A 19393-nucleotide genomic window follows, 5' to 3' on the forward strand; every position below is an offset into this window, starting at 1 on the left:
GTGACCGAAACGGTCACAGCGCCCGAGAGGAGGAATGCCTGGGTCAGGCGGTGGCGCCCTCGCGCTCCGCGACCAGGTTCAGGGCGATGTCGACGAGCATGTCCTCCTGGCCGCCGACCAGCTTGCGCTTGCCTGCCTCGAGCAGCAGGGTGCGGACGTCGATGCCGTAGCGGGCAGACGCAGTCTCCGCGTGCCGCAGGAAGCTCGAGTACACACCGGCGTAGCCGAGGGTCAGGGTCTCGCGGTCGACGCGCACCGGCCGGTCCTGCAGCGGACGGACGATGTCGTCCGCGGCGTCCTGCAGGGCGAACACGTCGCAGCCGTGCTTCCACTCGTACAGGTCGGCGACCGCGATGAACGGCTCGATCGGGCAGTTACCCGCGCCGGCACCGTGTCCGGCGAGGGACGCGTCGACACGGTAGACGCCCTCCTCGACCGCGACGACGCTGTTGGCCACCGACAGCGAGAGGTTCTCGTGGGCGTGGATGCCGATCTCGGTGCCCTCGTTGAGGACCTCCTTGTAGGCGCGGACCCGGTCGCGGACCCCGCCCATGGTCAGGCGTCCGCCCGAGTCGGTGACGTAGACACAGTGCGCGCCATACGATTCCATCAGCTTTGCCTGCTTCGCGAGCTCCTCCGCGGGCGCCATGTGGCTCATCATCAGGAAGCCCGAGACGTCCATGCCGATCTCGCGGGCGGTCTCGATGTGCTGCGCGGAGACGTCGGCCTCGGTGCAGTGCGTCGCGATGCGCACCGACCGCACGCCCAGCTTGTAGGCGTGCTTGAGCTCCTCGATGGTGCCGACACCCGGCAGCAGCAGCGTGGTCAGCCGAGCGTTCTTGATCGAATCCGCCGCGGCCTCGATCCACTCCCAGTCGGTGTTCGAGCCGGGACCGTAGTTCACCGATCCGCCGGCGAGACCGTCGCCGTGCGCGACCTCGATCGCGTCGACGCCCGCGGCGTCGAGGGCGGTGACGATGCGCTTGACGTCCTCCGGCGAGATCCGGTGGCGCACCGCGTGCATGCCGTCCCGGAGGGTGACGTCCTGGACGAAGATGGTGGGGTTGCTCATCGGGTGGCTTCCTTCTTCTGTGCGATCCGCTCCGCGATCTGCTGTCCGGCGGAGGTCATGATGTCGAGGTTGCCTGCGTAAGCGGGCAGGTAGTGTCCTGCGCCCTCGACCTCGAGGAAGATCGACACCTGGTGGGTCGGGCGGTTGCCGTCGACGACCAGCGTCTCGACCGGCTGGTCGGCGGGGATCTCGGTGATCTGGACCTGCTGCTTGAGGCGGTATCCGGGGACGTAGGCCGAGACGTCGCCGACCATCTTCTCGATGGACTGGCGGATCTCGTCGTGCGTAGCCGGGTCCGGCGCGTCGACCAGGCAGAACACCGTGTCGCGCATGATCAGCGGCGGCTCGGCGGGGTTGAGGATGATGATCGCCTTGCCGCGCTTGGCGCCACCGACGGACACGATCGCGCTGGACGTGGTCTCGGTGAACTCGTCGATGTTGGCGCGGGTACCCGGGCCGGCCGACTTGGACGCGATCGACGCCACGATCTCGGCGTACGCAACAGGGACCACCCGGGAGACGGCCGCAACCATCGGGATGGTGGCCTGGCCACCGCAGGTGACCATGTTGACGTTCGGGGCGTCGAGGTGGTCGTCGCCGTTGACCGCGGGGATCACGAACGGGCCGACGGCGGCGGGGGTCAGGTCGATCATCCGCTTGCCGAGCGGGACGAGACGGTCGTTGTTCACGACGTGTGCCTTCGCCGACGTCGCGTCGAAGACGATCTCGATCTCGTCGAAGTTCGGCAGGGCGACCAGGCCCTCGACGCCCTCCGCGGTGATCGGCACGCCGAGCTTCGCGGCCCGTGCCAGACCGTCGGAGGCGGGGTCGATACCGACCATCGCGCCCATCTCCAGGTACTCCGAATGGTTGAGCACCTTGATCATCAGATCGGTGCCGATGTTGCCCGATCCGATGATCGCGACCTTGACTTTGCTCATGCTTCCTTCTCTCCCACGAAACGGGCGGTCACGGTGCCGAGACCGGACACGGTGACGGTGACGGTGTTGCCGGCGGCGACGGTCGCCATCGGGCCGAGGGCGCCGGACAGGATGACCTGACCGGCGAGCAGCGGCTGGCCGAGGTCGCGCGCCGCGCGGGCGAGCCAGACCACGGCCTCGATCGGGTCGCCGAGGCAGGCGGCGCCGTTGCCGGAGGAGACCTCCTGGCCGTCGACGGCCATCGACATGACGACGTCGACCGGTGCGACCTCGTCGAGGGTGCGGCGCTCGGTCCCGAGGACGTACACGCCGGACGACGCGTTGTCGGCGACGGTGTCGCCGAAACGGATGTCCCAGTTCTCGATGCGGCTGTCGCATACCTCGAGTGCGGCGACGGCGTACTCGATCGCGCCCCGGACCTGGTCCGCGTCCAGCGGGCCGTCGGCCAGGTCGGCGCCGAGCACGAAGCCGACCTCGCCCTCGATCTTCGGCTGGATCAGCAGGCTCATCGGGATGTCGGCGCCGTCGGGGTACGCCATGTTGTCGAACAGGACGCCGAGGTCGGGCTGGTCGACGCCGAGCTGCTGCTGGACCGCGACCGAGGTCAGGCCGATCTTGCGGCCCACGACCTTGGCGCCGGCCTGCTGCCGGAGATCGTTGACGCGCTGCTGGACGGCGTAGGCGGCGGCGAGGTCGTCGGCGCCGATCAGCTCCCGCACCGGCGCGCATGGCGCACCGGCCGCGGCGGCGGCCGCGAGGCGGTCCGCGGCGGCGGCGATGTCGGTCTCGCTCGCCGCGATGGAGTTCGTGGGCTGGCTCATGGCCCCCACTGTTACGGGATCCGTGCTGCCGAACCAGCCCTTCGTCTCACTCAGCGATACGCTCGAACGATGACGGCCGCCGCGAACCTCGACACCGTGCTCGGCAAGGCGGTGACGATCCTGCGCGCCTTCCGGCCCGACGACCACGCCCTCGCCCTCGCCGAGCTGGTGCGCCGGACCGGACTGCACAAGGCGACCGTGCACCGTCTGTCCGGCGAACTGGTCGCGAACCGGCTCCTCGACCGCGTCGACGGCGGCTACCGGCTCAGCGGCGGGCTCTTCGAACTGGGGATGCGGGCGTCCCTCGAACGCAGCCTGCTCGAAGTCGCGATGCCGTTTCTGCAGGACCTGTACGAGCGGACCCACGAGACCGTGCACCTCGGCGTTCGGGAGGGTCACGACGTCGTGTACATCGCGAAGATCGGCGGCCACCGCCAGGCGAAATCCCCCTCCCGGGCCGGCGGTCGGAATCCGTTGCACTGCACTGCTATCGGTAAGGCCATGCTGGCGTATGCAGCACCGGGGATCCAGCGGGAGGTGCTCTCGTCGCCGATGGCCCGGCGCACGGCGCACACCGTGGTGGCACCAGGACTGCTGCGCCGCCAGCTGACGCGGATCGTGGAGACCGGCGTGGCGTTCGAACACGAGGAATCCGCGCTCGGCCTCAACTGTGTGGCCGCGCCGGTGCTCGGACAGGGTGAGGAGCCGCTCGCAGCCATCAGCGTCACCGGGCCGACCGGACGGTTCCGGCCGGAGAGTCAGGTCGAAGCCGTACGCGCGGCGGCCGCGGGGCTGGGGAGCACCTTGGCGCGGCGCGAGCGGCTCCGGTAGCGCGCGGAACGTCGTCCGCACCGTATGTAGAGTGCACATCGCACCGCATGACGCTCCGTGCACCAGGACCGTTGCCCTCGTGCCCGGTGTCGACTTACCGCATTAGTGAGGCACTGTGACTGACTCGATCGCTCACCAACAGCAGTTCTACGTCGCGGACGGAATGTCCGACGACGAGATCGCGCGGCAGGCGGACCTGTACGGGCCGCTGACCGCCAGCGTCAGGGAGCTGATCGAGATCGCCCTGCTGACCGAGGTCGACGACCAGGAGGTGCGTGCCGCGCAGGAGCACATCGAGTCCGCCAAGCGGTTGCTGCGGCAGCGGGCGATACCCGGACCGTACGGCGTGCGCTGGGGCGCCTCGGGCCAGAAGCGGGCCTGGGGCAACGCCGCGGCCGGGCTCCGCAACGCGGTCGCGCCGCCATTGGTCGTCGAGTGTGAACCGGACGGTCGCGCGTGGGCCGACTTCCATCTCGGTGCCGCCTACGAGGGACCGGCAGGACTGACCCACGGGGGTGTGTCCGCCCTGGTGCTCGATCAGGTTCTCGGTGCGGCGGCCGAGGCCGGTGGTGCTCCCGGCATGACCGGGACGCTGACCCTGCGCTACCGCCGCCCCACCCCGCTCGGCGCCCTGCACGCCGAGGCGCGTATCGATCGCCTCGAGGGCGTCAAGACCATCGTCACCGGGCATCTCGCCGGGCCGGACGGTGTCTGCGTCGAGGCAGAGGGGGTCTTCATCCTGCCGCGCTGGGCTCGGGGCAAGGACAGCGCCACGGTCTCCGATCCGGTCTGAGGGTTCATCCGCAACCCGATGATCACGAGTGCGCAGCACGGTTGCCGCCTTGGATACCGTCCTGACCTCCTCGGGGTAGCGTAAAACACATCAAATCCGGTGAACCAGAGGACGTGCGATGACGACCTCCGTGAAGGACAGGCCAGGAAACCTGCCGCTGGAGCTGACCAGTTTCGTCGGTCGGCGGCACGAGGTGGCCGAGGCGAGGCGGTTGCTGGGGAACTCGCGGTTGGTGACGTTGGCCGGGATCGGCGGGGTCGGCAAGACCCGGTTGGCGTTGCGGGTCGCCGGGGATTCGCGTCGGGTCTTCGCCGACGGGGTGTGGTTTGTCGCCCTCGGCGACCTGCACGATTCGGAGTTGTTGGCGGAGACCGTTGCCGCCACACTCGGGTTGCCGGATCGCCCGGGACGGTCGGTGTCCGGCGCGCTGGTCGATCATCTCTGTTCCAGGCAGATCTTGTTGGTCCTGGACAACTGCGAGCACGTGCTGGGCGCGGTCGCGGAGTTGGTGCAGACGCTGCTGCGAGCGTGTCCGGAACTGCGCATCCTGGCGACGAGCCGCGAGCTTCTAGGGGTGGACGGGGAGCGGGTGTTGCGGGTGCCGCCGTTGACGGTGCCGGATTCAGAGCAGAGCACGCCGCTCGAGGCGTTGCCTCGGTACGAGTCGGTGGCGCTGTTCGTGGCGCGGGCGGGCGCCCGGCTGCCCGACTTCGTGCTCACCGACGGCAATTGTGCTGCGGTGGTGGGGATCTGTGGTCGGCTGGACGGGTTGCCGTTGGCGATCGAGTTGGCGGCGGTGCGGATCAGGGCGATGTCCGCCGAGCAGATCCTGCAGCGGCTGACGGACCGCTACCGCCTGTTGACGGTCGGTTCCCGGGTCGCGCCGTCCCGGCAGCAGACGTTGCGGTCATGTGTCGACTGGAGCTACGAACTGTGCGACCCGCGCGAGCAGAAGCTGTGGGCGTGGTTGTCGGTGTTCGTGGGTGGTTTCGAGCTGGATGCGGCCGAGAGCATCTGTCCCGAGGAGCTGGTCGCCGACGATTTCCTGGACGCGGTGGCTTCGCTGGTGGACAAGTCGATCCTGGTCCGCGAGCAGGTTTGCGACGTCGTGCGCCTGAGCATGGTCGAGACGATCCGCGAGTACGGCGGGGAGAAGCTGCGAGAGTCCGGCGAGCACCACACCGCTCGGTTGCGGCACCTCCAGTGGTATCTGCGCTTGGTGTTGCGGACCGAGTACGAATCGATCGGCCCCCGTCAGACCGACTGGATTGCCCGACTCGATCGGGAACAGCCGAACCTGCGCGAGGCGCTGGCCTTCAGCCTGACCACACCGGTCATCGATACCGATCCTGACACCAATGCGGTCCTCACCAACACCATGTTCGTTGCGTTCTGGCTGTCCCGCGGCCACCTGGCAGAGGCCAGGCACTGGATGGACCGCTCCCTGGCGAGCGCCGTCACCGCGCAGCCCAAGGAACGCCTGAACTCGCTGTACAACGACACCGTATTGGCGGGCATGCAGGCCAAACCCGATGACGCGGCAGCACGAGTGGCGCAATGCGGCGAGCTCGCAGCGCAATTGGGAGATCCGGAGTCACTCGAGACCGTGAACTACGCGCGCGGCTATCTCGGGTTGTTCAGTGGCGACCTCGCCGGCGCGGTCGAACCGTTCCGGGCCGCCCTCGCCAGCGCCCGGGAGCGGGATGAGGTCGGCCCTGCCCCGAAGAGGCCCGGATACGAGATCACTCGCCAGTTGGCCGGACTCCTCGGCCTGGCGGCAGCGAGCGGACTGTCGGGGGACGAGAAGACGGCCGCCGACTGCCACGAGCGGATTCTTGCGCTCACCACCCCACGGGGAGAGTCCTTCTTCCGCGCGCATTCTTCGTGGGCTCTCGGCCAGACAACGTTGCAGGCGGGAGACCTCGATAGGGCAACCACGCTGATCGAACAGGCGCTGCGGCTGAGCCGGCCGATCAACGACCCGGCGATGACGGGCTGGTGCCTCGAGTCCCTGGCCTGGATCGGGATTCGAGCAGACGACCCGACGCGTGCCGCCGTCCTGATGGGTGCGGCCGACACGCTCGCGCGGACGGTGGGAAGCGCGTCGGTGACCCTCACCTTCCTGCAGGGGAATCACGACGAATGCGAGCAACTCACCCGCGCCGCACTCGGGGACCGCGCCTACGGTGAGGCATTTCGCGCTGGTGGCGCCATGAGTGTGGACGAGTCCGTGGCGTACGCGCTCGGGGACAGCCACAGCGACAAGCCCCGGGCGACACCGGTCGCCTCCGTGTTGACCCCACGCGAAACCGAGGTCGCACACCTGATCGCCGCGGGCCATTCGAACAAGGTGATCGCCTCGACGCTTGTGATCTCGCCCCGCACCGCCCAGGGCCACGTCGAGCACATTCTGTCCAAACTCGGGTTCACCTCGCGGACACAGGTCGCGGCCTGGGTCGCCGAGAACCAATCGAGTCCGTGAAGCGGTTGCTACGGCAGCGGATGATCCCCGGGACCGTGACGAGGGGATGGCTGATTTCACCACTGGTGGTGATGGGCATTCGTACATCGACGAACGAGACTTGTAGGCGGCGGCGCGGACACGATCCCTCCGAAAATTTCTCTGGCGCAGCCGCTTCCGCTCCGAGACCCCGGGGTGGTTCGCCGACCCCGAAAGAGCGTGATCGCCGTGGACAATGCAGCAGCACATACCATCGAACCGCGGGATTCCCGTCGTGGCGTCATCGGTGGCATCGCCCAGTTCCTGATCCTGCTCGCCCTGCTCGGTGCGGTCACGTTGTGGGCGGGTCGAGTGGCCTCCCATGAGGTGTCGGCGCCCGTGGGCGGCGCCGAGATCGACACCGTTGCGCCCGGCGGCCTTGGGCCGCGGCACCTCGATCCGGGGACGGGAGTCATCCAGTTCGACCTGACCCCGGACACCGCGGAGGTGTCCACGGCCGGGGCTACCCGATAATGGTTGTGTGCGGTCCCGGAAGAAGGTCTTGGATGCCACGCTCGGGCTGATCGAGAGCGATGGCTTCGGAGGCGTCACCATCGCAGCTGTCGCCCTCGCCGCCGGCGTCACGCGGCAGACCGTGTACTCCATCTTCGGGTCCCGTGAGGAACTCGTATCCCAGGCCGTCGGCGGCCTCGCCATCCAGGTTCTCGGCGACATCCGCGCCCGGCTGGAATCGGTCGACTCACCGTTCGAGTACGTGCTCGAACTCATAGTCGCCGGCCGGGCGGCGGTCCGCGACCATCCGGTCCTGACCACCCTGCTCGAGGCGGACGGCGACAACCCGCTGTTCGACTCCGGCATGATTGCGCGCGCCAGACCCATTGCCCGCGAACTACTCTCCCCACTCGCCGATCGGGAGCCGGATCTGCGGCCGGGCCTGGACGAGATCGTCGAGATCGCGCTTCGGCTGGGGATCTCGGTGATCCTCTTCGACGACGACACCGTCCACAGCGACGACGACCTGCGTGCGTTCCTCACCCGCTGGCTGCGGCCCGCGATGACCTCCGGCGCCTAGGGATAGTCTCCCAACCTGAGCTTCCCGGTCCCGCTGCTATGAGTTGGGTGAGCCCTTCACGAGTTGGGCGAGGCGGTCCCACGCCGGGGACGAGGCTCCCGGCTGGGACAGTGCCGCCAGTCTGGCGATGGTCGGGTTGTGAACGGGGCGGGTCTCGGACCGGCTGTCGTGGTTGGCGAACCAGTTCCGGGTGCGGTCCGCGAGGGCGGGGAGACGGGGATCGCTGGGCGACCAGTCGTAGGCGGCGTCATGTTCGAGGTAGACGAGGCGGAACTCGGGATCGGTGATGAGTTCGCGTTTCTCGTCGATCCACACGGCGGCATCCTCGGGTGAGGCTGTCTGCATGAGGATCCAGCCATCGCGTTCCAGTCGCAACTGGCGTTCGCTGACGCCGAGTTCGCGCAGATCGTCGAGATAGTCGGCGACGTCCTGGGTGACGAAAAGCCTGTCGCCGCCGCGTAACTGGGTGAGTTGACCGCGGGTTCGCCGCAGCTGCGCGATGCGGTCTCGGAGGTTGCGATCGATCTCGGCGATGGCTGCGGTGAGCGCGTCCGGGCCGGCGTCGAGGAGGTCCTTGATACGGGCCAGTGGCACGCCCGCATCGGCCAGTGTCCTGATCTTGACGAGGTCGATGGCGTCTTGGGCGGTGTAGCGCCGGTAACCGGACGAGTCGCGATCGGGCTCGGCGATCAGACCGCGCTCGTGATAGTGGCGGACGGCTTTGGTGGTCACCCCGGCGTAGTCCGCGAGCTGGCCGATCGTGATCATGCTGGACATCCTTCCACTGGGCGCTCGGCGCCGCGCCGCTCGCGGGCCGGCCGATGGCGGGGCTTCACCCCGGGAGGGTGCAGCCCCGCCATCGGCGATGAGAGCCCTCGTGGCGGAGCGATCAGGTCAGTCCCACTGCTCGTCCGCCAGCGAGGCGACCGGCTGGGGCTTGCCGATCAGGGCCAGGGCGATGAAGAAGTTGATCTGGCCGATCGCGATGGTGAGGGTGGCCAGCGCCTTCTCGTCGTAGTGCCTGGCGGCCTCCGCGTACAGCTCGTCACTGACGCGCTCCTTGCCGCGCGGGGCGGGCTGGAGGACCGCCTCTACAAGGGCAAGCGCTGCTCGTTCGGCCTCGGTGAAGTACGGGGCGTCCTGCCAGGACGACACGGCCGTGATGCGCTCCTCGGACTCCCCGGCCTTGCGGAGGAAACCGGTGTTCAGGATGGTCAGGTAGGTGTTGCCGACGATCTGCCCGGCGCGCAGGTGAACCAGGCTCATCGTGGCGCGGGGAACCGAGTGGTTCCCGGTCGCACGGAACAGGGCAGCGCTGATGTCCTTCAGCTCCGGCACGAAATCGCCGGGGTTGGGCATCCGTGAGATGGAGGCGGTGTTCGTCATGGCGTCTGTTCTCCTTCGGTTGGGGTCTACACATCACTGACGGACGGGGCGGCGGGAATGTGACAGGTTCCGGGAAATCTCTTTGCTGCGACGCGAATTCCTGGCGGTCAGGCCCGTCGGGTCAGGCGGCCGCCGCCGTTGCGGAAGCGCGCCTGGCCGTCGCGGACGTCGTGGTAGGAGACGAGCAGCAGTCGCAGGTATCCGTCGAACGCCTCGAGTGGGTATCCGGCGGGTGCGAAGAGGCCGGGCCGGATCGGCACGTAGCGCTGCGGCGGGGCGGAGGTCGTGCCGCCGGCGAACTCGGTGAAGATCCGGTCTTGCGATTCGTCCACCGGTTCGTAGGTCACCCGCTCCTCCAGCTGTCCTTCGACGATGCTGACGTCGATGCGGAGCTGATTGGAGCGGTAGGTGCCCACGTACGGGGTGAGATCGACGTCCTGTTCCAATTCGTTTATCACCGTGGGGATCTGGACGCCGAGATGCTCGCTCAGGAGCCACTGCAGGATCTGGTCCTGCAGCATGATCGCCCCAGGCGTATTACCGAAAGCGGTGAAGACCAGGTCGTGTTCGGGCACGACGCACAGGATGGACACTCCGCCCGGCGACGCGCCCGACATGGCGAGGACGGTTGTGTCACCGAACGGGTACAGCACCCAACCCAGGCCGATCGGCGGGACGTTCGGGCTGGCCATGTCGTAGGCGACCTGCTGCATCAGCGCGGTCGACTCGGTCGAGAGAACCCTTGTGCCGGAAGGGGACACGCCCCCCGCGAGGTGAGTGCGTCCGAATGCGAGCAGGTCTGCGACGGTGCCGATCGGCGTGCCGCCTGCCGGCCCCCAGGTGTCGGGCAGCGTGAACATGCCGGTGGGGCTGGCTGCCATGGTCTCGGGGTCATTGAAGTGGCCGACCGCGGTGCTGCGGAGGATGGCCTGCTCGGCGGAGGTGCTGGAGTCCCGCATGCCGACCGGTGCGTAGACATCGCGCTCGAGCAGGTCGGGGAAGGGCAAGCCGGTCACCACTTCCAGCAGACGTCCCGCGACGATCATGCCGCCGTTGGAGTAGCTCAGCTGCTCGCCGGGTTCGAACAGGGTGCCGCAGTTGCTCGCGAGGCCGTCGGCATAGACCTTCAGGGCGTCGCGGCCCTTGGCATCGGGGAAGAACAGGTCAGCGTCGATGCCGTTGGTGTGCGAAATCAGGTGCCGGACCGTGATGTTGTCCGCCGCACCCGGTGCGGTCAGGGCGAAGTCGGGTAGGTACTTCACCACCGGCACGTCGAGGTCGAGGAGTCCGAGCTCGACCTGTCGGAGGACCAGGGTGGTGGTCAGGACCTTGGTGACGGATCCAAAGAGGAATCCGGTGTCTTCGAGCATCGGTGCGCCGGTGGCTATGTTCGCGCTGCCGTGCGCGACGACGATCTGCTCGCCTGCGTGGTGGATGCCTGCGACGAAACCGGGAACGTTGTTCGACTCGCAGTAGGCGGCGGTCTGCTCGCGGATCTGGGCTTCGACGGTGTGCAAGGCGTTGTTGTTCATGCGATCCATCGTCGAACCTTGCCCTAGGGGCAATGTCAAGCCCCGAGCAAAGAAGCCCGTGCAATCCAACTTCTTGACACTTCTCAGTCCAAGTGTCTAGTTTTAGCTCGCTCTTGGGGGTGAGTCCGATCACTCCGCCTGCCTTGCCGACCGGCTGCACGTGACGAGCCGGGCGGGCCGAGGCCGATCGTTCGTCGAGTAGTCGTATCCGTGACTGGGGGGAACTGCTGTGCCCGAGATCAAACGCCGGTCCTTCCTGGCCGGTGCCGCCGCGGCGGGAATCGCATGGGCGACACCGCGCACTGCCCAGGCCTCCCCCGGGATCGCGGCCAGGGTCGGCAACGTTCCGGTGACCCGCGAGGAGCACCGCGTCGTCGTGATCGGCTCGGGATTCGGCGGCGGGGTGACGGCGCTGCGCCTGGCCGAGGCCGGCGTTCCGGTTCTTGTGCTCGAACGCGGGATCCGTTGGCCCACAGGGCCGAACGCCGAGACCTTTCCCCATCCGACGGCGCCCGACAAACGCATTCTCTGGCACCGGTCCGCGCCGGAGCTGTTCGGCAGGCCGGTCGCCCTCGAGCCCTACACCGGGCTGATCGAGGCAGTCCCGGGTGAGAACATGACGGCGCTGTGCGCCGCGGGTGTTGGCGGCGGTTCGCTGATCTACCAGGGGATGAGCCTGCAACCCGCGGAGGCGGTGTTCAACACGCACTTCCCGGAGGAGCTCGACTGGGCAACGATGGGCAGGGTCCACTACCCCCGGGTCGCGCGGATGCTCCGACTCGCCGTTGCCCCCGACGAGCTCGTCGACAGCCCGAGCTACCTGGCGCCGCGCATGTTCGCGGAGAACGTCCGGCGGGCGGGACTGCCGCTGTCGAAGATCCCGATGCCGATCGACTGGAACTACGCACTCGACGAGATCCGCGGCCTGATGAAGCCGTCGTACACCAACGGTGACGGCGCGCTCGGGGTCAACAACGGCGGCAAGCACTCGGTCGACGTCACCTACATCGCGGCTGCCGAGGCGACCGGCCGGGTGACGGTGCAGACCCTGCACGAGGTCACCGATGTCGAGCGGGCGCCGGACGGCCGCTGGACGGTCTACGTCGACCGGATCGACACGACGGGCAGGGTGCTCGAGAACAAGATCCTCACCACCAGCGCACTGGTGATGGCGGCGGGCAGCCTCAACACCACCACCCTGCTGGTGCGTGCGGCGGCTCAGGGTCGCATCCCCGACATGCCCGACGGGCTCGGCGGCGGCTGGGGCACCAACGCCGACCGCATCTACGTATGGACAAGCCTGGAGCGCGAATTCGGCGCCACCCAGGGCGGACCGGTCGTCTACGGCAGCTTGAACTGGGCCGACCCGTCCAGTGCCCACACGGTCATCCAGGCCTCGATCCCGTCGCTCTCCGTCGACGTGCGCAGCACCATGCTGGTCGGCTACGGCGTCAGCGAGGGGCGCGGCAGTGTCGTCTACGACTCGGTCACCGACTCCGCGGTGCTGCGTTGGCCGAGGGATGGTGACTCGGCGATCCAGAACGGCCACATCGGGCCGACGGTCCAGGCGATCGCCGGATCGGCGAGCGTGCTCACCGACACCAATGCGGTGTTCCCCTCGACCTGGCACCCGCTCGGTGGCGCGTCGATGGGTCCGGTGTGCGACCTCGAGGGCCGGGTGCACGGTCAGCCGGGCCTGTACGTGCTCGACGGTGCCCTGATGCCGGGCAACACCGCCGCGTGCAATCCCTCGATGACGATCGCCGCGGTAGCCGAGCGTGCGCTGGACCGCATCGTCGCGCGAGATGTCGGTGCGGTGATCTGACCCGCGCCTGAAGCATCCGAGCGATCTCGCCCCGACCACACGAGCGGAAAGCCACGCCATGACCATCTCGCCCCGACACCGCCCCTTCCAGGCCCCGCAGCTCACCAAGATCGCGGCTGTCGCGCTGATCGGCTGCGTGACAAGTGCCTTCGCCCTCATCGGGTCAGGCCCGGCACTCGCCGATCCGGGTACCGACTTCTACTCGCCGCCGGCTCAGCTGCCGCAGGCCGAGGGCGCGATCCTCCGCACGGAGGCGATGCCGTTGTTCGCGTCGATTCCCGGCGCCGACGGGAGCTGGCCGGCAGCGGCGCAGCGCGTCATGTACACCTCACGCCTGCAGGACGGTTCGCCGACCGCGGTGACCGGCACCTTCATCGAGGGGAACCATCCGTGGCGCGGATCCGGACCGCGCCCGACCGTGGTGATCGCCCCCGGCACCGCCGGTCAGGGCGACCAGTGCGCGATGTCACGCGCCTTCGCCGCCGGGATGTACGCGACCACCGATCCGCTGTCGCTCTCGGCCAACCAGGAAGCGCTGTCGGCGGGTGTGTGGACCGCGCTGGGAGCGCGGGTCTTCGTCACCGACTACATCGGGCTCGGCACACCGGGCGTCCACACCTACGCCAACCGGGTCGAGCAGGCCCACGCCGTGCTCGATGCCGCCCGCGCCGCCAACACCCTCGGCGGCAGTGGCGTATCGACACCGCTTGCGCTGTGGGGGTATTCGCAGGGCGGCGGGGCCGCGGCGGCCGCGGCGGAGCTCGCGGATACCTACGCCCCCGAGCTGAACGTCAAGGGCACCTGGGCAGGCGGGCCGACCGCGGACCTGGAACGGGTGCTCGAGCAGATCGACGGGAACCTCATCGGGGGCGCCATCGGGTTCGCGATCAACGGCTTCGTCGCACGCAATCCGGAACTGGCCTCGATCCTCGACGAGCGCCTCACCCCCGCCGGGCGGGCGGTGCTCGGCGACCTCGGCACCGAGTGCATCGCGGACGTGATGGCCCGCCAGCCCTTCCTGCGGACCGATGCGTACACCAAGGACGGCAAGTCGCTGCTCGAGAACATGCGCAGCGCACCCGAGGCCACGCGCGTTCTCCGTGAGCAGCGTCTTGGCACCCGTGCACCGCAGGGTCCGGTGCTGATCACCAGTGGCCGCAACGACGACACCGTCCCCTACGGGCAGGCAAGGCAGCTGGCCCTCGACTGGTGCGACCGCGGCGCCGACGTGACGTTCCGTACCAACGACCTGCCGCCGATCGCGCCCGGCACCACCTTCGCCAATCACTTCGGCCCGGAGCTCATCGACGGCTACCGAACCAACGGCGCCGTCTCGTACATCCTCGACCGGTTCAACGGGATCCCGCTGAACCCGGGCTGCGACCTGACATGAGGGTCCGCGGCGGAACGTCCTACCGTGCGATCGGGCGCAGGATGATCTCGGTCGGATGTGCGTCGCGCGGCGTCTCGATCGCGCCCCGCACCGCGCCCGCGACGGTGCCGGCCTTGAGGAACTCGCCCGGGTCGTACGCGCCGCCCTCGGTCCCGATGATGTCGCGCTGCATGTCCGTGTCGATCCGTCCCGGGTGGATCGAGGTCACCCGCAGGGCGGGCTCCTCCAGCCGCAGCGCATCGCCGAACGCGCGCAGGGCGAACTTGCTGGCCGCGTAGGCGCCCCAGCCGGCGTTGGCGCGGATCCCGGCGCCCGAATTGATCAGCACCACATGCCCGTTCGCGGCACGTAGTGCGGGCAACAGCAGGCGGGTCAGTTCCGCGACGGCCACCACGTTCGACTCGAACGAGCGGCGCCACGCCTCGGCTGGGGTCTCGGCGATCGGGCCGAGCTCGGCCACACCCGCGTTGTGCACCAGGACGTCGAGGCTCTCGATTCCCGCCGCCGCGGCGGCGACCGCGTCGTGCTCGGTGAGGTCAGCAGGCAGGCCGACGGCACCGGGCAACTCCGCGAGTATCGGCTCCAGCGATTCGGGGCTGCGAGCGCCGAGCAACAGGTGGTGGGTGGGCGCGAGCTCGCGGGCGATGGCGGCGCCGAGCCCGCGGCTCGCCCCGGTGATCAGTGCAGTCGGACGCATGGAGTCGAGGCTAGCCGAACTGCCACGGGCGCCCTATGCGTTCTCCTTGGCAAAGGTGCGGGCCCCGATCAGGCCCAGCACCAGAGCGAGGCTGACGGTGACGAGGGTGCCGATGTAGACGTCGGAGGACCCGAAGTCGCCGCGGAACAGGGCGCGGGCGGCGTCGACGGTGTGCGAGAGCGGGTTGAGCCGCGCCAGGGTCTGCAGCCACCCGGGGCCGAGGGTCATCGGCAGCAGGATTCCCGAAAGCAGCAGCAGCGGAACCGAAACCATGTTCAGCACGGAGGCCAGCGAATCCTCGGAGCGCGTCGCCAGGGCGAGCGCGTACGAGGCGGAGGACATCCCGGCCGCGATGATGGCGACCAGGATCAGCGTCAGCACGAAGCCGAGCGGGTTGGGCCGCAGGTCGAAGAGGACCACCGCCACCAGGGTCAGGATGGAGGCCTGGACCATGAGCACCACCATGTCCTTGAGCACCCGGCCGAGCAGCAGTGCCCCGCGGCTGGCCGGGGTGACCCGCTGCCGCTCGATGATCCCGGCGCGCAGCTCATAGACCATGGCGAAGCCCGCGAACATCGAGCCGAACAGTCCGATCTGCATGATCAGTCCGGGCGTGAACACCAGCCAGGGGTCGGTGCCCGCGCCCATCGAACCGGCGACGCCCTCGAGCAGCGGACCGAACAGCACCAGGTAGAGGATCGGCTGGGTCAGCCCGATCAGGACCCACAGCGGGTTGCGCAGGTTCGCGCGCAGATGCGCCCAGAAGATCAGCCCGGTCTCGTTGAAGAAGGTCATGCTTGGTCTCCATCCCGAAGGGATCGCCCGGTCACGGTCAGGAACACGTCGTCGAGGCTGGGTCGTTTGACGGTGAGCGAACCGGGCACGATGCCTGCCCCCTGCAGCGCGTGCAACAGGGGGATGACCGCCGCGTCACCGTGCTCGACGGTCAGGTGCACGTGATGGCCCTCGGTCAGCTGCGAGCGCAGGTCGAGGGCGTCGTCGGCGACCGCGATCGCGCGGGCCGCCAACTCGGGGGCGATCTCGAGGCTGATCACGTCGCCCGAGATGCGCCGCTTGAGCTCGTCCGGGGTGCCCTCCGCGACGATCTCCCCGTGGTCCATCACCAGGATGCGGTCGCAGAGGGCGTCGGCCTCGTCGAGATAGTGCGTGGTGAGCACGATCGTGGTGCCGCGGTCGCGCAGGGAGCGGATGTGGTCCCACAGGTTGGCGCGGCTCTGCGGGTCCAGGCCGGTGGTCGGCTCGTCGAGATAGATGAGATTCGGCTTGTGCACGAGTCCGAGCGCGATGTCCACCCGTCGGCGTTGACCGCCCGAGAGCTGCTTGCACTTTCGGCCGCCGAGCCCGTCCAGGTCGAGGGCGGCGAGCAGCGCCTCGGCGTTCGCGACGGCAGCGGCCTTGCTCAGCCCGAACAGCCTGGCCTGCAGGATCAGTTCGTCGAGGACCAGCTCCTCCTCGTTGGTCGACCCGCCCTGCGCGACGTATCCGATCCGGGAACGGACCCCGCGTGGATCCCGGCGCAGGTCCGCGCCGGAGACCGTGGCCTCGCCCGCGGTCGGGTTGATGAGGGTGCTGATCATGCGCAGCGTGGTCGTCTTGCCCGCACCGTTGGGACCGAGCAGTCCGAGGATCTCGCCCTCGTACACCTGGAAGTCGATGCCCTTGACGGCCTCGACGGGTCCGGTCTTGGTCGAGAACGTGCGCGCGAGTCCCGAGACGCTGATCATGGCTGGGATGCTCATGGGCCCACGATAAGCAGACCCACCGACATCCGGCGACCGATATCAGCGCGCCAGGGCGGGATGCAGCTCCATTTCCTGGGTCTTGACCACGAAGTAGACGTGCTGCCCCGGGGCGAGGTCGAGGTCGGCGACCGCGGCCGCCGTGACGTCGGCGGCTGGGCCGGTGCTGCCGTCCGGATGGTCCGCTCCCCTGACCCGGACGGTGGCCCCGTGCACGTCCAGCTCCGCGATGGTCACCGCGATCACGTTGCGGGGGCTGGCGTGCGGCGGCGGCTCGAGGTGCACGGCGACCGCGCCCGGCCGGAACAGGGCGACGGCGTCGGACCCCACCGTGGTCTCGCCGATACCGGACAGTGTTGTGCCCCAAGAGGTCCGGAGAAGTCCCGGCTCCTCGATCGTCCCGGACACCAGGTTGACCCCCGCCATCCGGGCGGCGAAGGCGCTGCGCGGCGAGGTCAGCACGTCGCGCACGCTCCCCCGTTCGACGATCCGCCCGGCCTCGAGGACGACCACGTGGTCGGCGAGCGCGAGGGCGTCGAGCAGGTCGTGCGTGACGAGCACGGCGGTGCGCTGTTCCTCCCGCAGGATCCGGCGCAGCAGTCGACGCACCGCGGGCGCCGAGCCGACGTCGAGGGCAGCCATGGGTTCGTCCAGCAGCAGCAGTCGCGGGTCGGCGGCGAGGGCGCGGGCTATCGCCACTCGCTGGGCCTGCCCGCCGGACAGCTGCGACGGCCGCCTGCCCGCGAGTGGTTCGGCCTCCACCTCGCGGAGCCATCGCTCGGCGATCCCGCGTGCCGCGGAACGGGTTTCGCCCCGGCTGCGCGGGGCGAACGCGACGTTCTCGGCGACGCTCAGGTGCGGGAACAGCAACGCCTGCTGCGAGAGCATTGCCACGCCGCGCGCGTGGGCGGGTACGAATGCCCCCGATGCCGTGTCGGTGAGCACCCGTCCCCCGAGCTCGACGCGGCCCCGGTCGGGCCGGACCAGCCCGACGATCAGCGAGAGCAGCGTCGACTTGCCCGCCCCGTTCGGGCCGAGGACGGCGAGCACCTGCCCGGGTTCGAGGTCCAGGTCGAGGTCGACGCCTCGATGGTCGAGGCGGGCATGGACCAGGAGCCCGTCGTGGCAGGACGCAGGCGCCGTGGTCCCGGCGGCCCGGTTCACAGCACACCGCCGGACCGGCGCCTGCTGGTGCCGATCACGATCAGCGCGGCGACCAGGACGAGCAGCAGGGACAGCGCCACCGCGGCCTCCGGATCGGTCTCGCGCTGCAGGTAGATCTCCAGGGGCAGGGTCCGGGTGACGCCCTGCAGCGAGCCCGCGAAGGTGAGGGTGGCGCCGAACTCACCGAGCGAGCGCGCGAAGGCCAGCACGGCGCCGGAGATCAACCCGGGCAGCACGAGCGGGAGGGTGACCCGGCGCAGCACGGTGGTCGGCCGGGCGCCGAGGGTGGCGGCCACCGTCTCGTAGCGCCTGCCTGCCGTGCGCAGCGCACCCTCGAGGCTGACGACGAGGAACGGCAGCGCGACGAAGGTCTGCGCGAGGACCACCGCGGTGGTGGTGAACGCGATCCGGATCCCGAAGGCCTCGAGCTGATGCCCGAGCAGGCCCTGCCTGCCGAAGGTGTAGAGCAGCGCGATACCGCCGACGACAGGCGGCAGCACGAGCGGGAGCAACACCAGCGAGCGAAGCACCGACTGGCCGGGAAAGCTGCTGCGGGACAGGACGAGCGCCATCGGGACCCCGATGAGCACGCACAGAACCGTGCTCGCAGTGGCGGTTCGCAGGCTCAGCAGCAGTGCGGCCCTGGATGATTCGGAGGTGACGAGAGGCACGAAGTTGGCCCAGTCGATCTCCAGCAGCATCGCCACCAGCGGCAGGATGACGAAGCAGGCGCCCAGTAGAGCGGGCAGGTACAACCATCGGGGCAGTCCCACCGCGACCTCGCCCCCTGGTCCCCGGGAGCGGGTCACGGTGCGGAGCACCACCCCGATGGGGGTCATGGTGCGGCGAATCCCGCCCCGGCGAGCACCTGACGGCCGGTGGGCCCGGTCACGAGTTCGACGAACTCCGCTGCGGTGGGGCTGTTCTCGGAGCTCTTGAGCTCGGCGATCGGGTATGTGTTCACGGCACCCGAGGACTCGGGGAACGGGATCGTGGTGACGGCGGCACCGGCGCCCGCGGCGTCGGTGACGTAGACCAGCCCGGCGTCCGCCTGGCCGGAGGTGACCTTCCCGAGCACGTCGGTGACCGAGGACTCCTCGCTGACCGGCGTGATGTCGGTGCCGGTGGCCTCCTCGATCTTCTGGGTCGCCGCCCCGCACGGCACCTGCGGCGCGCACACGACCACCTGGTTGCCCGGGTTCGCGAGATCGGCGAAGGTGGCGATGTGCTTCGGGTTGCCGGGCGGGGTCACGATGGTGAGCGTATTGGTCGCGAAGTTCACCGGGGCGGTGGCGGTGAGCCCGGCTTCGACGGCCTTGGTCATGTTCTTGGTGTCGGCGGAGGCGAACACGTCGGCGGGCGCACCCTGGGTGAGCTGGGCGACCAGGTCGGACGAGCCGGCGAAGCTGAACTCGACGTTGGTGCCGGGGTGCTCGGCCTCGAACTTCTCGCCGAGCTCGGTGAACGTCTTCTTCAACGAGGCCGCGGCGAAGACGGTGATGTCGCCGCCGACCGGGGAGGCGGCCGCGGAGGTGGTGGCCTCCCCGGCCGGCTCGGAGTCCGAGCTGGAGCAGCCTGCGACGAGGGTGGCGGCGGTCAGCGCGGCGAGCGCGGCGGCCGTCGGGCCGACGCGCATCGCGCGGGA

The 19393-nt window shown here is 69.3% G+C and carries 19 protein-coding genes; 7 read left to right on the plus strand and 12 right to left on the minus strand.

Annotation, left to right across the window (positions count from 1 at the left end; genetic code table 11):
• Nucleotides 1-43 precede the first annotated feature (43 nt).
• The 3 genes from dmpG to ACWFRB_RS00015 are packed head-to-tail and all read right to left on the minus strand — an operon-like array spanning nt 44 to nt 2834.
• On the minus strand, nt 44-1072 hold the full coding sequence (gene dmpG / locus ACWFRB_RS00005; RefSeq protein ID WP_452637917.1) for a 4-hydroxy-2-oxovalerate aldolase: 1029 nt from the start codon (nt 1070-1072) through the stop codon (nt 44-46).
• Nucleotides 1069-2013: an acetaldehyde dehydrogenase (acetylating) gene (locus tag ACWFRB_RS00010; RefSeq protein ID WP_452637918.1), complete on the minus strand. Its 945-nt coding sequence runs from the start codon at nt 2011-2013 to the stop codon at nt 1069-1071. The genes dmpG and ACWFRB_RS00010 overlap by 4 nt, the downstream gene beginning before the upstream one ends.
• Nucleotides 2010-2834 carry a 2-keto-4-pentenoate hydratase gene (locus tag ACWFRB_RS00015; protein WP_452637919.1) on the minus strand — a complete coding sequence of 275 codons (825 nt, stop codon included), beginning with the start codon at nt 2832-2834 and terminating at the stop codon, nt 2010-2012. Before ACWFRB_RS00015 ends, ACWFRB_RS00010 begins: the two co-directional genes overlap by 4 nt.
• A 69-nt stretch (nt 2835-2903) precedes the next feature.
• Between ACWFRB_RS00015 and ACWFRB_RS00020 the strand changes: the two genes are divergently transcribed.
• From ACWFRB_RS00020 to ACWFRB_RS00040, 5 genes are all read left to right on the plus strand, one after another.
• On the plus strand, nt 2904-3665 hold the full coding sequence (locus ACWFRB_RS00020) for an IclR family transcriptional regulator (protein WP_452637920.1): 762 nt from the start codon (nt 2904-2906) through the stop codon (nt 3663-3665).
• 115 nt (nt 3666-3780) lie between these two features.
• Complete coding sequence (locus tag ACWFRB_RS00025) at nt 3781-4458, plus strand: PaaI family thioesterase (protein ID WP_452637921.1); 678 nt, start codon at nt 3781-3783, stop codon at nt 4456-4458.
• Nucleotides 4459-4576: 118 nt separating this feature from the next.
• Nucleotides 4577-6940 (plus strand): ATP-binding protein, encoded by a 2364-nt coding sequence (locus ACWFRB_RS00030; RefSeq protein ID WP_452637922.1) that lies wholly within the window; start codon nt 4577-4579, stop codon nt 6938-6940.
• Nucleotides 6941-7147: 207 nt separating this feature from the next.
• Nucleotides 7148-7432, plus strand: coding sequence for a hypothetical protein (locus tag ACWFRB_RS00035; protein ID WP_452637923.1), 285 nt, complete (start codon nt 7148-7150; stop codon nt 7430-7432).
• A 7-nt stretch (nt 7433-7439) separates the two neighbouring features.
• On the plus strand, nt 7440-7991 hold the full coding sequence (locus tag ACWFRB_RS00040; protein ID WP_452637924.1) for a TetR/AcrR family transcriptional regulator: 552 nt from the start codon (nt 7440-7442) through the stop codon (nt 7989-7991).
• A gap of 36 nt (nt 7992-8027) precedes the next feature.
• On the opposite strand, the gene ACWFRB_RS00045 is transcribed toward ACWFRB_RS00040, so the two are convergent.
• The 3 genes from ACWFRB_RS00045 to ACWFRB_RS00055 all read right to left on the minus strand — a co-directional run bounded on the left by ACWFRB_RS00045 (nt 8028) and on the right by ACWFRB_RS00055 (nt 10918).
• Complete coding sequence (locus ACWFRB_RS00045) at nt 8028-8759, minus strand: MerR family transcriptional regulator (RefSeq protein ID WP_452637925.1); 732 nt, start codon at nt 8757-8759, stop codon at nt 8028-8030.
• A 126-nt stretch (nt 8760-8885) separates the two neighbouring features.
• Complete coding sequence (locus ACWFRB_RS00050) at nt 8886-9377, minus strand: carboxymuconolactone decarboxylase family protein (protein ID WP_452637926.1); 492 nt, start codon at nt 9375-9377, stop codon at nt 8886-8888.
• A gap of 107 nt (nt 9378-9484) precedes the next feature.
• Nucleotides 9485-10918: a serine hydrolase domain-containing protein gene (locus tag ACWFRB_RS00055; protein ID WP_452637927.1), complete on the minus strand. Its 1434-nt coding sequence runs from the start codon at nt 10916-10918 to the stop codon at nt 9485-9487.
• A 220-nt stretch (nt 10919-11138) separates the two neighbouring features.
• Between ACWFRB_RS00055 and ACWFRB_RS00060 the strand changes: the two genes are divergently transcribed.
• Nucleotides 11139-12734, plus strand: coding sequence for a GMC oxidoreductase (locus tag ACWFRB_RS00060; RefSeq protein ID WP_452637928.1), 1596 nt, complete (start codon nt 11139-11141; stop codon nt 12732-12734).
• Between the two features lie 58 nt (nt 12735-12792).
• Nucleotides 12793-14127, plus strand: coding sequence for a lipase family protein (locus ACWFRB_RS00065; RefSeq protein ID WP_452637929.1), 1335 nt, complete (start codon nt 12793-12795; stop codon nt 14125-14127).
• A gap of 19 nt (nt 14128-14146) precedes the next feature.
• Here ACWFRB_RS00065 and ACWFRB_RS00070 read toward each other — a convergent pair whose 3' ends face one another.
• From ACWFRB_RS00070 to modA, 6 genes are read right to left on the minus strand one after another with little or no spacing between them, the layout of a single operon-like run.
• A complete protein-coding gene (locus tag ACWFRB_RS00070; protein WP_452637930.1) occupies nt 14147-14824 on the minus strand; it encodes an SDR family oxidoreductase in 678 nt (225 codons plus the stop codon).
• A gap of 33 nt (nt 14825-14857) precedes the next feature.
• Nucleotides 14858-15619: an ABC transporter permease gene (locus tag ACWFRB_RS00075; RefSeq protein WP_452637931.1), complete on the minus strand. Its 762-nt coding sequence runs from the start codon at nt 15617-15619 to the stop codon at nt 14858-14860.
• Entirely contained in the window at nt 15616-16584 is a 969-nt protein-coding gene (locus ACWFRB_RS00080) for an ATP-binding cassette domain-containing protein (RefSeq protein ID WP_452637932.1), read from the minus strand. Before ACWFRB_RS00080 ends, ACWFRB_RS00075 begins: the two co-directional genes overlap by 4 nt.
• 42 nt (nt 16585-16626) lie before the next feature.
• Nucleotides 16627-17748 (minus strand): sulfate/molybdate ABC transporter ATP-binding protein, encoded by a 1122-nt coding sequence (locus ACWFRB_RS00085; RefSeq protein ID WP_452637933.1) that lies wholly within the window; start codon nt 17746-17748, stop codon nt 16627-16629.
• Complete coding sequence (locus ACWFRB_RS00090; RefSeq protein WP_452637934.1) at nt 17745-18587, minus strand: ABC transporter permease; 843 nt, start codon at nt 18585-18587, stop codon at nt 17745-17747. The genes ACWFRB_RS00085 and ACWFRB_RS00090 overlap by 4 nt, the downstream gene beginning before the upstream one ends.
• On the minus strand, nt 18584-19384 hold the full coding sequence (gene modA, locus ACWFRB_RS00095) for a molybdate ABC transporter substrate-binding protein (RefSeq protein ID WP_452638311.1): 801 nt from the start codon (nt 19382-19384) through the stop codon (nt 18584-18586). The genes ACWFRB_RS00090 and modA overlap by 4 nt, the downstream gene beginning before the upstream one ends.
• Nucleotides 19385-19393 lie beyond the last annotated feature (9 nt).

This window comes from Rhodococcus sp. NPDC055112, assembly GCF_053607505.1.

Coding starts and splice junctions, on each gene's coding strand:
- ACWFRB_RS00065 (WP_452637929.1), top strand. CDS start 12,793: ATGACCATCTCGCCCCGACACCGCCCCTTCCAGGCCCCGCAGCTCACC.
- ACWFRB_RS00050 (WP_452637926.1), bottom strand. CDS start 9,377: ATGACGAACACCGCCTCCATCTCACGGATGCCCAACCCCGGCGATTTC.
- ACWFRB_RS00055 (WP_452637927.1), bottom strand. CDS start 10,918: ATGGATCGCATGAACAACAACGCCTTGCACACCGTCGAAGCCCAGATC.
- ACWFRB_RS00045 (WP_452637925.1), bottom strand. CDS start 8,759: ATGATCACGATCGGCCAGCTCGCGGACTACGCCGGGGTGACCACCAAA.
- ACWFRB_RS00090 (WP_452637934.1), bottom strand. CDS start 18,587: ATGACCCCCATCGGGGTGGTGCTCCGCACCGTGACCCGCTCCCGGGGA.
- ACWFRB_RS00020 (WP_452637920.1), top strand. CDS start 2,904: ATGACGGCCGCCGCGAACCTCGACACCGTGCTCGGCAAGGCGGTGACG.
- ACWFRB_RS00015 (WP_452637919.1), bottom strand. CDS start 2,834: ATGAGCCAGCCCACGAACTCCATCGCGGCGAGCGAGACCGACATCGCC.
- ACWFRB_RS00080 (WP_452637932.1), bottom strand. CDS start 16,584: ATGAGCATCCCAGCCATGATCAGCGTCTCGGGACTCGCGCGCACGTTC.
- ACWFRB_RS00010 (WP_452637918.1), bottom strand. CDS start 2,013: ATGAGCAAAGTCAAGGTCGCGATCATCGGATCGGGCAACATCGGCACC.
- ACWFRB_RS00075 (WP_452637931.1), bottom strand. CDS start 15,619: ATGACCTTCTTCAACGAGACCGGGCTGATCTTCTGGGCGCATCTGCGC.
- ACWFRB_RS00070 (WP_452637930.1), bottom strand. CDS start 14,824: ATGCGTCCGACTGCACTGATCACCGGGGCGAGCCGCGGGCTCGGCGCC.
- ACWFRB_RS00030 (WP_452637922.1), top strand. CDS start 4,577: ATGACGACCTCCGTGAAGGACAGGCCAGGAAACCTGCCGCTGGAGCTG.
- modA (WP_452638311.1), bottom strand. CDS start 19,384: ATGCGCGTCGGCCCGACGGCCGCCGCGCTCGCCGCGCTGACCGCCGCC.
- dmpG (WP_452637917.1), bottom strand. CDS start 1,072: ATGAGCAACCCCACCATCTTCGTCCAGGACGTCACCCTCCGGGACGGC.